The organism is Flammeovirga yaeyamensis (genome assembly GCF_018736045.1).
Classification (GTDB): Bacteria; Bacteroidota; Bacteroidia; order Cytophagales; family Flammeovirgaceae; genus Flammeovirga; species Flammeovirga yaeyamensis.
Genome location: NZ_CP076132.1, coordinates 870,260 through 883,268, shown reverse-complemented (window position 1 = coordinate 883,268; position 13,009 = coordinate 870,260). Strand labels below are relative to the sequence as shown.

The 13,009-nt window shown below is 34.0% G+C and carries 9 protein-coding genes and 1 pseudogene; 1 reads left to right on the top strand and 9 read right to left on the bottom strand.

The features are described 5' to 3' along the window. Positions 1 to 49: 49 nt before the first annotated feature. The 9 genes and pseudogenes from KMW28_RS03405 to KMW28_RS03360 form a co-directional block, all read right to left on the bottom strand. On the bottom strand, positions 50 to 502 hold the full coding sequence (locus KMW28_RS03405; RefSeq protein ID WP_066210147.1) for a cold-shock protein: 453 nt from the start codon (positions 500 to 502) through the stop codon (positions 50 to 52). A 332-nt stretch (positions 503 to 834) separates the two neighbouring features. After that, positions 835 to 3,030 (bottom strand): T9SS type A sorting domain-containing protein, encoded by a 2,196-nt coding sequence (locus KMW28_RS03400; protein ID WP_169666446.1) that lies wholly within the window; start codon positions 3,028 to 3,030, stop codon positions 835 to 837. A 156-nt stretch (positions 3,031 to 3,186) separates the two neighbouring features. Then, the gene (locus tag KMW28_RS03395) at positions 3,187 to 3,621 is read right to left on the bottom strand and encodes a DoxX family protein (RefSeq protein WP_169666445.1); all 435 of its coding nucleotides are present in this window, start codon (positions 3,619 to 3,621) and stop codon (positions 3,187 to 3,189) included. A 137-nt stretch (positions 3,622 to 3,758) separates the two neighbouring features. Continuing rightward, complete coding sequence (locus KMW28_RS03390) at positions 3,759 to 4,862, bottom strand: DUF5700 domain-containing putative Zn-dependent protease (RefSeq protein ID WP_169666444.1); 1,104 nt, start codon at positions 4,860 to 4,862, stop codon at positions 3,759 to 3,761. A gap of 158 nt (positions 4,863 to 5,020) precedes the next feature. After that, entirely contained in the window at positions 5,021 to 6,142 is a 1,122-nt protein-coding gene (locus KMW28_RS03385) for an acyltransferase family protein (RefSeq protein WP_169666443.1), read from the bottom strand. 69 nt (positions 6,143 to 6,211) lie between these two features. Then, entirely contained in the window at positions 6,212 to 7,174 is a 963-nt protein-coding gene (locus KMW28_RS03380; protein WP_169666442.1) for a helix-turn-helix domain-containing protein, read from the bottom strand. Positions 7,175 to 7,300: 126 nt separating this feature from the next. Further along, positions 7,301 to 8,593, bottom strand: a complete 1,293-nt coding sequence (locus KMW28_RS03375) for a carbohydrate porin (protein ID WP_169666440.1) — start codon at positions 8,591 to 8,593, stop codon at positions 7,301 to 7,303. A gap of 27 nt (positions 8,594 to 8,620) precedes the next feature. Then, a pseudogene (locus KMW28_RS28465) lies at positions 8,621 to 9,943 on the bottom strand (amidohydrolase family protein). Between the two features lie 37 nt (positions 9,944 to 9,980). Further along, complete coding sequence (locus KMW28_RS03360) at positions 9,981 to 11,657, bottom strand: amidohydrolase family protein (protein ID WP_169666436.1); 1,677 nt, start codon at positions 11,655 to 11,657, stop codon at positions 9,981 to 9,983. 194 nt (positions 11,658 to 11,851) lie between these two features. Here KMW28_RS03360 and KMW28_RS03355 point away from each other — a divergent pair, with 194 nt between their 5' ends. Then, positions 11,852 to 12,793: a glycosyltransferase family 2 protein gene (locus KMW28_RS03355; RefSeq protein ID WP_169666434.1), complete on the top strand. Its 942-nt coding sequence runs from the start codon at positions 11,852 to 11,854 to the stop codon at positions 12,791 to 12,793. Positions 12,794 to 13,009: the final 216 nt, after the last annotated feature.

Sequence of the window (13,009 nt, the reverse complement as noted above, 5' to 3'; positions counted from 1 at the left end):
TGCAATAAAAAAACTCCTTTGATGTTTTCATCATCAAAGGAGTTTTTATTTATGCTTTTGTTACATTCGCACAAGCTTTTCCTCGAGGAGTATCTTGAATATCGAACTCAACAAAATCGTTATCTTTAATATCAAAGCCTTTTTCAACATCATTGATATGGAAGAATAGTTTTTGTCTTCTTTCCTTTTCGATGATGAACCCAAAACCTTTATCAGGATTAAAGAATTCAACTTTACCCTTTTTCTTTGAAGGCTCTTCGTTATTTCTTGAAACAGAGATCTGAATATCTTCTAATTTGATTTCTTCTTTCTCTTCAGTTGGATCTGGAGGAGTGTCAACAATATTTCCAAACTCATCCACGTATGCCATCATGCTTTCAAGATCGGCTCCTTTTGTCTTGTTCTTTTTGTTCTCTTCTCTCTTAGCAAGTTTGTCTTGCTTCTTTTTTGCTTTTTTCTTCTGCTTTTCTAACTTATTAAATGCTTGTTGCGATTTTGCCATTATGATTTTTTAATGTGTTTTGCCAAGTGTAACTAAATAAGTATGAACATTTAAAATATGAATCTTAGAAAATTCGAGATGGAAAATGAAAAATAATCATTTAGTCATGTGTAGACGGATTCGTCTACCTTATGCACTATAAAGGTAATGAGAATATAACTCCCATCATATTAAATTAATATCAATCACCAATTTACGGGTTGATTTCGTTAATATTTAACGCATTCGATAAGATAATTGAGCTTAATTTTGTTTTGTGATCTAATAAATAAAGCATTTCCAATTTTTTATTGAAAACAAGAAATGCTTTAATCTAAGAGACTATTCTTTATCTATTTTTTAATAATTTTTCTCGAAACCATCCCTTTTGATGTTTCCACATTCAGAATATACACCCCAACATTTAGCTTGGAAATGTCTATTACTTTTTGATGTGTGGTAAATAAAATCTTTCCCGATAATGAAATCACACTACATTTTGTTTCTCCATCAATACCTGATAACTTAATCATACTATCGCTTGGAACGGGATATACATTCAACCTCTCTAGTTGATTTTCTAAACCCAAAGGTTCATCACCGTTTCCCATGTTAAATGCTGATCTTTCCACCGGAATGGATAAAGCGTACGTCTTTAAAATAAGTGTGGTGATATGTCCACCATCATCATTGAATGAAACAGAAACTGTGTTATTAGACTGTAACAATTTATAATCTACAGGAATCTCTAATACTCCAAAGAAACGGTCCCTTGCAGGTTGGTCATCTCCTTTCCAATTCGTTGGTGTTTGAAGTGTAGTACCATTGATTTTCACTGTTGGTTTTAATGATTTTCCTGGATCTCTACCTAAACCAATTCTAAGAATCGCTTCTCCGTTTTCTTCAATTGCTACATTATTTACTTGGAAGGATACTTCTTGATTGGCTACAATTGGCTGAAGATAAGTTTCTGCATAGAACATTTGTTCTTTTTTCAACTCATCGATTGTTACATCATTGGTAAATGTATATTCTAAAATCATTGTTGCTTCTGATCCCAACTCTACTTCAGAAAGATGATCTGTGAAATAAGTCGTATCCAATTGTGTCAATAAATTGGATTCATAAGCATGTTTTACCATCAATTCGCTAATTGGATAATCAGTGATATTACCGATATTAAGTTGCACCTTCTTTACTTCCGGGTCGAGGTTACTTAATATCAAATACAACTTATTTCCATTGATGTAAGCATCAGAAAGTAAATCAAAATCTGTGGGTTTAGTATCCACTCTCGTACCCTTAACATTTGTCCATAATTCGAAGAATTTCAATAAATCCGTATACACATAACCTGGATGAGACGGCTCACCTTCTACCTCGCCAATTTCTCTCAACAAACGAGGGCCATAGGAATTGTATTCGTCTTCTGCTTTGTTGTGTGCCCAAGAAGCTTTGGTTAATAAAAATGGAATGGCATTGATAATCTGATCCTGTCTTTCCATTAATTGCATCATCATTGATGAAAATGAACGAACGTTGTACCAATCTCTTTCGGCATAATAAGGTCCGTCGCAACTTGGACAGAACCAACCGTATTCTGATATCGACCAAGGTTTTACTTCACCTAATTTAATCATGGAGTAATGGTTAATCATATCCATAATGGCTTCGATGTTGCTTCCTTTTCGTTGTCTTTCGATCATGGTCGTATTGTCCCCTACATAATCGTATAAGTGAAAAGAAAAGAAGTCCATTTCTTCTCCGGCAACGTCAATAAACATTTTCCAGTTACCTTCCCAATGTCCGAAATCGTGATCTTCGAAAGCTGGATGTGCAGCAGTATAACCTCCCACCATTACATCTGGGTGATCCTTTTTAATTCGTTTGGCTACTACATTATGCATCTCTGCAATTTCTCTATTGGTTGTATTGTACTGATTGGCTTTTACAAACGGCTCGTTCAATACTTCTACTAATTTAGGTTTTTGTTTACCTGTAGTACCGCCCTCTCCAAAGTAATGGGTAAGGTAATTACTATAGAATTCTGCTACCGCTTCTGTTCCTTCGTATGACCAAGGGGTTGCATCACTACAGCAAGAACTTGGAGTGGTTTCTTGACCGTTCGGATACATAGGCCACATTTGTCCACCTTCCATCATATTGATCTCTCGGTGCTCTAAAGAATGTGCAGCTGTTTTGGAAGCATAGTTGTTTTTTGACTGTTGTCCCTTTTCTTGCATATGAGAAATATCAGGCCATCCCGCTTTGTTGGGGTCTTGTCTCACCTGATTAAATTCCCAAACGATCGCTCCATTAGTTCTTCCTAAATAAATGTCATAATCATTTAAAAATGATGCTCGTTGCTCATCACTATCCCATTCATTTCCGGTAATACTTTCATGAAACACCATGTATTTTGATCGGTCAAATTCTGCACTGTTACCGACAAGGTGTTTTATATTAAGGTTGATATCGACAGTATCTTGTCCAATAGAAAAGAAACTATACATCAGTAAAGTGATAAAAAGTAGAGGCTTGTAGTTCATATCAAATAAGTTTAGTTGAATAAATTCATTTCATGCTAACAAGCCAAAATTACAATCACCTTCTCCTCTGTTTGTAAGATAAATTCTTGAAATAAAGGGGGGAAAGTGATTGTTCAGTTATTTATGAGTCGAAAAATTTTCTACTCTAGAGGTGGTTTATTTCGTTCTTTTTCTTTCCATCAGATATTTCCATCCTCCAGATGACCTCAATGCCCAAAGCACTAAAAGAGGTTGGAAGAATAGACGAATGAGTCGTTTATTATCTGTATTTAATCCAAAAGAATCTATCCCATTCACATATTGATTGATGTTACCGGGAAATATCAAAATATAGAAAACGGCTAATGCTATACCCGTTTGAACTTTAAAATTTCTTCCGTAGATCATCAATAAACCAAATAGAATTTCTACTACTCCAGAAGCCAATACTACAAAGTCGACAAAGGCTTCATCGGTTGTTAACCAGGTTGGTACTTGCGCTTGGAACGCTATTCTTCTGAAAGTCATGTGACCAATGCCTGCATAAAGCATTGCTGCTCCTAATAAAACTCTAAAGATATTTTGTGTCGTTGTTGTTTTTATCTGATTCATAATTAAGTTTTTTATATTTATATCGTGCGCGATACAAATATAAATGAATAATTATTCACCACAAAATAAAAGAGGTCATGTTAAACATAACCTCTTCATTTTATTTGATGAATGACTTATACAATCATCTCTGATTGTTACATATTTTTATTTTCAAAAAACTGATCATCGAGTTGATCTACATACGCCATTAGTTCATCGCTAAATACATATTTGCTTTGTACTTTCGCAGCTTCATTATATAATCTGATAAACGCTAATGAGTTTGCAAAATTCGCAACTAAAGCTTCTTTTTGTCCATTTTTCACGATTGATCGTGTCATAGAAAAACCATTCGGATGTCCTCCAAATACAAACATATTTTGAGTAGTAGAATTGTATTCTTCTTCAGAAACTTCGCCTTTAACAAACTTACATGTAAGTTCATCAAATTGTTCCAATGTTTGATTGGTCGAAATAAAGGCCTCTCCATAGATATCAGTAAATTGTTTGGGATAAAGTGCAGACTGAAAGACTGTATCTTGTTTATCAATTAAATCGGCAACGCCCTCATTATGAAGTTTCTCTATCGCTCTTGTAAAACCATTATAATTGGCATATTCTTTATTTTCGAATTTACTTCTGTACATATGATACAACTCATGAGAGAAAAAACCTATAAGTTCCTCATCTGGATCTTGAAACGCTTTGTTTAAGTCAATTACAATTCCTGATGGATAAGCATAGGCTTCTGGTTCAAAGATAGCCGCACTAATAGATGGAACTGTGATTAAAGAATCTGTTGGGTCAATTAAAAAGCCTTTTAGTTTTTCCTTTGCTGCATCAATTTTTTGATCAAAATCGTACTGTTCTCTATAAGTGAGAAGTTCTTTCTCCATTTCACCTACTTTGATGAAGTTTTCTAAAGTTATTTTTAGAAAATAATCTTGCATGTTAGATAGATCCTCCTTGAGCGTGAACTGTAAAATACTGTCTTTTTCACTTTGTGATGGAGGGTAATAGGCCAATTTTATCAACTTGATATATCCTTCTCTACTTTGATCTCTGCCGGCTACTTTATACCCAGTAGAATTAAATAGTTGATCCCATTCCTCTTCTGATGGCAATTCTTCTTTTTGAAGTTTTTCTTTTACAATGAAAAAGGAGTCTACAGTGGTAAAATCGATTTGAGTTTGCTTTTTAGGCTTTGTGCTGCAAGAAATAAATAGGATGCATACAATGATTTGAAAATAGTAACGCATTAGAAATTGGTTTAAATTGAAGATTTGTTTATTCAGTAAATAACTCAGCTTAATCAAAAATTATATTTTCAATTATCAGTTAGTTTTTCTTTATAGAAATAAAAAAACTGAGTTTGATAAATTCAGTGTCATCAAACCCAGCTTATTTTTTTGTTGATTTAGCTCTTCAGCCACTTTTTACTCCACCATTTTCTCAATGGCTCGTCGTAAAACTTAACAGATAAGTAAGCCACTAAGATGGATACGACAAATGTAAGTACACCATAAACTGCAGCTAGACCGTAGTTTTGTTTTTCTGGTAATACCTCATTAAATACAAATGCAGTATACATATAAATAAAGGCATAATGAGTGATGTAAATTGGATAAGAAATGTCGCCTAAGAATTTGGCAAACTTTCTTGCTTTCTCATTTTTGATTTCTCCATTTGCTCCTAAATAAACGATCAATGGGAAAATAAAGATGATGACTAAGGCTTCGTATAAACCGTTTATCCAATTGGTATCTCCTCCTAATCTTGGAAGCGATAAGACCAATGCCATCAAGATGCTACTTATCAAGAAGGAATGTTTGATATGAGTTCTCTTCATAAATCTAGATAATAACAAACCTGATAAGAAGGGATACGATAAGCGAATCATTCCAACTTTTAGTTGTTCAGGATCTAATGACCAGCCCCCAGCTACAGTTCCCGTATCTGCAGTGACAGAAAGGTGAATCAAGAAGCCCGCTGCGATACCTGCTAATATCATAAGAATGATATTTGGTAATCTTCTTAAAATAAGTGCATATAAAGTGTAAGCGATATATTCGAAGAACAACGTCCAACCCGGTCCATTTAAGGGATACATCTCTCCCCATCCTCTCACATCAAAAGATCTTCCAACAGGAATCATTGTAAAACCAATAAGCATTACAATAATCACATCTTTTACTTCTGTGGAAGCTAAATTTGCATATAACTCTGGGGATGCTTGTAGATAAAAAGTCGCTGCTCCAATGATCGACCCCATAATCACCATGGGTTGCAATCGAATAATTCTTCTTTTAAAGAATCCTCCTAAAGTCATTTTATCCCATCGATTATCATAAGCATAACCGATCACAAAACCAGATAAAACAAAGAAGAAATCCACAGCCAAATAACCGTGGTTAATAATTTGAGACTTTCGATCACCTAATGCGAAAGCTTCAAGGATATGAAAAGCGACAACAATGATGGCAGCTACTCCCCTCATTCCGTCTAAAATTTCGAAATGTTTATTTGTTGATTGACTCATTAAATAGGTTAGTTAAGTAATTTACTGCAATTTATTGAAACACTTTTTTAAAGTTGATGATCAAAATTTCTAATTCCTTAATTCTGACGGAGGAAAACCATATGCATCTTTAAACATCTTACTCATATAGCCTACATTGGTAAAGTTGAGATCCATAGAAATTTCAGTGATACTTTTATTGGTTCGGTTGATCTGTCGGTAAGCCTCTTCTATTTTCTGTTGATTGTAAAACTGAAGAATAGGTTTATCAAAAATTGATTTGAAGACACGGTTCAACTTAGAGATGCTCATGCCGTACTTAAAACTTAAATCTGATAAATTCGGTTGCTTAGTGAAATCAGATAGATATTGTTCTTTCAATTGCATCATGATTTTGAGATCGTCTTCATGAATATTTTTCTTAAACCCACTCGCTTCTTTATCCATTTTCTCTCGAATTAGACTAATGATTTCAAGAGGCTTGGTAAAGAAATAAATGGGTCTTCTTCTTTTTTTATCCAAATTGAAAAACAAGGCTCTTACTAAATTTTCTATTTCTATATCCAATGGAAAGTATTTAAACCAAGCAGAAGTATCGTTTACTAAATCCGTAATCTTATTGGTTTGTTCTCCCATAAATCTTTCGAATAACTCTTTAGAGAATATAATTGACACCCACTGACATCTAGTATCAACAGGATATTCAACTTCAAAATTTTGAGTAGAATTATAGAAAAACACACCTAGGTTATTAAAATCTTTTGATTCATTATCACTCAAAAACGTACCTGTGAAACCAATTTTTAAGGCAAAGTAAGGTTGATCATCACTTTGTCTATTGCTTCTAAATAATACAGGCTTTTTAAACAATAAATCAGATATAGAAATGTACATCCCATCTAAATAATAGAAAGAATGAGCATCAATTTCACACCAACTATTCTCCACTTTAAGATGTTCTCCATCCCATTCCCCTTTGAGATCTTTGGCTACTTTTTTATACGAAGCTTCTTGAGCAAGCTCGTCTCCATCTATAATATATTGATATTCCATGTTTTACTTTTTCCTTATCTAATATACTAGATTTAAGAAAGTAAAAACAACGGAATCCAATACTCAATCATAGAAAAAGAGGAAAGAATTATCTCTCCTCTTTAAAATTTGAATCAATCTATGTGATTATAAGAAAGCTCTAAATCTTAAACCAAATACGGAAGTGAAATCCGTATTCATGTTTAAAGCAGGATGAGCAACCAATTGTACACTAGGAGTCAACTCTGTATGATGTGTCAATTTGAACTTATAGAAAATCTCTGAGACATATTGATCTCTTAATTTTTGTCCAAAAGTACTTTCACTTGGTCTGTTCCAGTTTAAACCTACTCCCAAAGTATTTGGTCCCATAATATTGTAAGTAAAACCGGTACTTACAGAAGCTTCATAAAAACTTCCACCATCTTTTGCCCATCCTCCACGAACAAAAGGCATAAACTTATTTCCAATTATCCAACTAGCAGATCCAATTACACCGAAACCACTTTTAGTACCTAAAGTTTCACTGGCATCCACTTGCCAAACCGTAGCATGAATATTCTTTAAGAAAGCTGATTTCATTCCTGGAGTATATCCTATTTCGAAGGTTTTTAAAGTCTCGAACTTACTGAAGAACGTATCAAAACTTTTCCAGAATTCTGTCGCCTTACCATTAATATCAATCATACTTCCTACTAGATAAATATTGTCGTTTACCCAAACATTCAGCATTGCTCCCATCGATCCATCGGGAAACATTCCACCCATCGTTCCAGAACCTGTGGCAAATAAGATGTTATTAAAACTTGTCCAGGGACTGGCTGCTGCATGCACATCGGCCCAATCAGTAACATCTACAAAACCAGTGTAGAAAACAATCTTATCATTATTGAAACTTTGTCGCCAATAAAGATTGGTCATCCTCCATTTTTGATCGTTGTACACCGACTGCATAAAGCCAAGGAAACCGACATCAATTGGACCAAATTCCCTTAAGGCATTATCAGTGTATTTGTGTCGATTTTCGAACTTAAATACCAATCCACCTTGTGAAGTCCCTTTTTTATTTCCTACTAAATTCCATTTACCATAGACTCTAAATACTCCACTTGCTCCAATATTATTATTTACTGCAGAAGTTGCTCCCATCACCTGAGAGTTATAATCCATGTTGACTATAAACCCCGTTTTCTCATAAAATCTGTTTTTAGCATTATCGCTACTGTCTAATACATTCCATAGACTTGCTTTTTCTGTTTCTGCTAAATCACTTTTTAATTGATTTTCAACGGATGCTGGACTTGTAATACTTTTCTCTTTGGTATTCTGACTATAACTCGGAAGGATATTGAAGAAGATCAGAAATAACAATGAGAAATATAGTTTTTTATAGATCTCCTTTATGGATAAAGGAGATCTTTTTGTTGTTAGGTTATTCATCGTTAACAGTTTTTGATAGTTGGACTATTATTTTGATAAAGTATTTTTAAACACTTTGCCATCCTTCATAATCAATAAAAGATTATTTTCAGGATCAGATAACAAAGTGATATCCTCTAAGGGATTCCCTTCTACTATCAGTAAATCGGCATAAGCTCCATTTTCAACTACTCCCAGAGGAGCTTCTTTATAAGGATGTCTTTCTCCACTTCTCTCAAATAATTCAGCATTCGAAGAGGTTGCTTGTACCAATATTTCGTAACCTGAAAAATATTTTGCTCTTGCCTTAAACTCTAAGCTTTGCATTCTTTGTATATCAAGAGAACCTAATGCATCTGTTCCCCAACTCATTTTTACTCCGATTTTTTTAGCTCTTTTGTAACCTTCTTCAGCACTTGCTTGAGCAATTAAATATTTCTTAGCAGCTTCACCTTCTAACCCTGCCTGTTCTGGTGTAAGTCCAAAAGCTAGGAATTGTGTAGAAAAGAAAACATCATGATCTTTCATCATTTGAAACGTCTCTTCCGTAGCAAATAATCCATGTTCTACACATTGGAACCCTGCATTAATCGCATTTTGTACTCCTTCGTTAGAATAAGCATGAATAGTTGCATAGGTTCCCCACTTATCCGTTTCTTTTACTATAGTTTCTTATTCTTCGATGGTGTATTCTGTTACATCAATTGGATCGTGTGCTCCTGTAATGGATCCACTTCCAAAAGCTTTTATTTGTGCTGCCCCACCTCTTAGAATATCTCTTGTAGCTTTTTGAGTTTCTGCTACTCCATCAGCAATAATTGTCCAGCCTCTTAAGTAAGCTTTATCAATTTGTCCGGTAAAATGAGGAGACAAATACCACTCTTTCGGATCATAATCACCATGACCAGATGTTTGTGATAAGAAAGCTCCAGATGGTAATATTCGAGGACCAGGTGTAACACCTTCATCTATCAAATGTTTTAATCCAAATGAAGGTCCACCTACATCTCTAATTGTAGTAAATCCTCTCATCAACATTTCTCTTGCATTAACTGCTGCTAATACGCCTGAATATCCTTCAGGGGCACCATAAACAAGATATTCGATGTTATCATTCCACATAATATGGGTATGAGAATCGGTTAAACCTGGTATCAGAATTTTACCCTGTCCATCGATAACTTCACAAGAATCTTGTGTTATATTTTTCGCTATTTTCTGTATTTTATTTCCTTGAACTAATACATCAACACCTTCTTGTAGCTTTTCATTTTTACCATCAAAAATATTTACATTTTTGATTAAAATAGTGTCTTGGGCAAATAATTGTGTACTTAATAACACGTATATCAGGATGAGTATTTTTTTCATTTTAATATTGATTTTGGATGAGTCGTTAAACAAAATATTATTTATGATTATGGTCGTGATCATGCGTGTGATTATGTTCATCTGCATGAAGGGAACAATCATCAACAGAAATATTATTGATCGCATGTTTTTTCAACCAATACTCTTTACTTAGAGGAACTAATTTTGATTCCTTTGTTTCTTTGTAACGTATCGGTTGTCCCGCCCATACTTTTTTAAACTCTGAATCTTCTACCACACACTGACCATTTACTATTACATATGGAATTCCAGAGGAAGGTTTTCCTTGTTGTTTAAGTTTATAAGAAGCCTGATCGGAAACAGTTTCTGGATTAAAAATCGTGATATCGGCTACCATTCCTTCTTGTATTCTACCTCTTTTTTGCATTGCTTCTAATCCCGCATCTCCGAGATGTTTCGCAGGCCAGTACGACATTTGAGCTAAGCTAAACATTAATGGAATTCCATTCTCTCTTCCTAGTCTTAGTACTTTTGCTCTTGTTCCTGCTGTTCGTGGGTGACCTTTATATTCTTCAAAAGGAACATCCCATGAATCAACACCCAAACCAGAATATATCGCATCAGAAGCAACAGTCATGTGAGGCATTTTTAACCAGTCAGTCATCCATAATTTTCTATTCTGATTGTAAATCACAACCAAGCGACTAGGATCTTTTTCTTCAGTGGCTAAAAATTCTTCCTTCGTTAAAAACTTATCATCGATTGGATCGTAAATATCTCTTTCATACATACCTCCTAAAACGTTTTCAAACATTTCGGGCTGTAAAAAGGAAGAAGAAATTGAAGTAGAAGCAGCAGTATATGGATAATATTCTGACCAGACATTAAACCCTTGTTCCCTTGCTTTTTGAAGTTTATCTTCATTTTCCATCCAACCAAAATCATTATTATGTTGTAATAATAATGGTGCATTTAAAACCAATGCATTTGCCAAAATTTCTTCAAAACCTAATGGTGCTTGAGGATTCTTTGGACTACCATGGAAACGAACATGGGCTGTAGATACACGTCCATAATTAGCCGCAACTTCTTGAAGTTTGTACATTTCTAAAGTAGATACACCGTCTACCATATATCCTACAGTAGAATTAAAACCTAATGCACCCTGTTGCATTCCTTCATCCGCTAGTCGCATCAGTTCGTTTAACTGTTCGAGATTACTTTCTGTATCTTGCCATCCGCAATCGCCATCTGCACACGCCTCTGCTCGAAGCTTTCCTAAAAGTACAGGGGCATCTGCCCATTCAGGTAATTCAACTTCCGGATCTAATACTTGTATACGAATACCTTCATGGCTAATACCAGTACCATAATTTAAAGGCCATGCACCTTCTTTTCCTTTATACCAATTATCAATATTGATGGCACCTATTTCTAAATCCATTCCTGTGGTCACACCATCTCTTGCTGCCATTTTTAAGGATAAGCCATCTAAAGCATGGAAATGTGTATCGATAAAACCAGGTGCTACCACTAATCCTTCTGCATTTATTGTTTTCTCTCCCTTAATTTCTTTGGGCGTGATAATGGCAATATTTCCATCTTTTACTCCAACGTTCAATACTCTATCCAGCATAGTTTCAGGATCCATCACCCGTCCGTTTAAGATGACCAAATCATAGTCTTGTGCATTCACAAACAAAGTTGGAATTAAGAAAAAGCTGATGATTAATTTTAATAAGGTTGTTTTCATTGTAATGTTTTTTAGATTGATTTCCGATTGATTACATTACAAAGGTCTTGGTTTGAGATACCAATCATTTAGAGAAAATGATCAAGGTGTTATAGTTTATCGTCAAACAATATTTTTTAGTTGAAGTAGTTCTTTAATCAATAGATTCTATAACTTTAAATTTCGAATCGCACTTATTTTTTGATATATCATTTATGACAAAAAAAGTCTCTATTATAACTGCAGTATACAATGCTGAAGCTTACCTTGAACGGTATTTTGATAGTATATTAAATCAAACTTATAAAAATTTAGAAATCATTTGTATCGACGATGCTTCTACAGATAACAGTGCCACTATTATCGAGAATCATCAAAAAGATGATGCTAGAATAAAGTTAATTAGGGCAGAACATCAAGGATATACTTGTAGAAATATAGGTTTCGATGCCTGTACTGGAGATTATTTTACTATTGTAGATCATGATGATTGGCTCGGAAAAGACGCCATAGAAAAAGCCCTTCGATTATTTGAGACCGAGGATATTCAAGCTTCTTTATATCAGTTAAATTATTTTTTCTCTGAGGAGAATAATTCAATTTTACCTTTACCTCAAAAGAGGATCTTCACCAATTTAGAAGCTCTTGATTTAAGTATGGATTGGAAGATTTCTGCATTTGGTGTGTATAATGCCAAATTATTACCTCATGCTTTTACAACATCTACAAAATTCTTTGCAGACGAAGTCCAAAGTCGTGTTCTTTTCCATAAGTGTGAAAAAGTGGGTATTAGTGATGGTGTTTATTTCTATTTGCAGAATGATTTATCTATTTCAAGAACTATAAGTGTTCGATCTTTAGAAAAGCTTGATACACATTTATTACTTAAAGATTATTTGATAGATAATAAATTATATGATGCATTTAGTAAAAAATTCCAACTACAACATATAAAAATATGGATTGGATTATTGAATCGTTTCTTAAAAGAAGATACCTCTAAAATAAATGAAAATGAGTTTATTAGATCGTTAAAACAAAAAAGACCATCAGTCTCATTATATGAAGTTTTGAGTTCTAAATTTTCTTTTAACGAGAAAAAATACTTAGCTTTCATGCTCATTCCATTTGGAATTCAATTTAAAATTTTATCATAAAAAAAGATGACCTAAAAGATCATCTTGTTAAGAAAAATGATACGAGGAGAGAAAATCTCTCCCCCTCACCTGTTTGTATTTAACTTTCTGTAGTACTATATTCTTCGATATAGTTAGATCTATTTACCTTTTACTTTACCCTTCTAAGTTCTTTGCAGGCTAGGCCGAAACTAGAACAGATAAACTGCTCTAGTCGCCTTTCCTCTGATTTCTGTT

Excerpts from the sequence above, each read along its gene's own strand:
- KMW28_RS03405 (WP_066210147.1), bottom strand. The coding sequence starts at position 502 with ATGGCAAAATCGCAACAAGCATTTAATAAGTTAGAAAAGCAGAAGAAA.
- KMW28_RS03400 (WP_169666446.1), bottom strand. The coding sequence starts at position 3,030 with ATGAACTACAAGCCTCTACTTTTTATCACTTTACTGATGTATAGTTTC.
- KMW28_RS03395 (WP_169666445.1), bottom strand. The coding sequence starts at position 3,621 with ATGAATCAGATAAAAACAACAACGACACAAAATATCTTTAGAGTTTTA.
- KMW28_RS03390 (WP_169666444.1), bottom strand. The coding sequence starts at position 4,862 with ATGCGTTACTATTTTCAAATCATTGTATGCATCCTATTTATTTCTTGC.
- KMW28_RS03385 (WP_169666443.1), bottom strand. The coding sequence starts at position 6,142 with ATGAGTCAATCAACAAATAAACATTTCGAAATTTTAGACGGAATGAGG.
- KMW28_RS03380 (WP_169666442.1), bottom strand. The coding sequence starts at position 7,174 with ATGGAATATCAATATATTATAGATGGAGACGAGCTTGCTCAAGAAGCT.
- KMW28_RS03375 (WP_169666440.1), bottom strand. The coding sequence starts at position 8,593 with ATGAATAACCTAACAACAAAAAGATCTCCTTTATCCATAAAGGAGATC.
- KMW28_RS03360 (WP_169666436.1), bottom strand. The coding sequence starts at position 11,657 with ATGAAAACAACCTTATTAAAATTAATCATCAGCTTTTTCTTAATTCCA.
- KMW28_RS03355 (WP_169666434.1), top strand. The coding sequence starts at position 11,852 with ATGACAAAAAAAGTCTCTATTATAACTGCAGTATACAATGCTGAAGCT.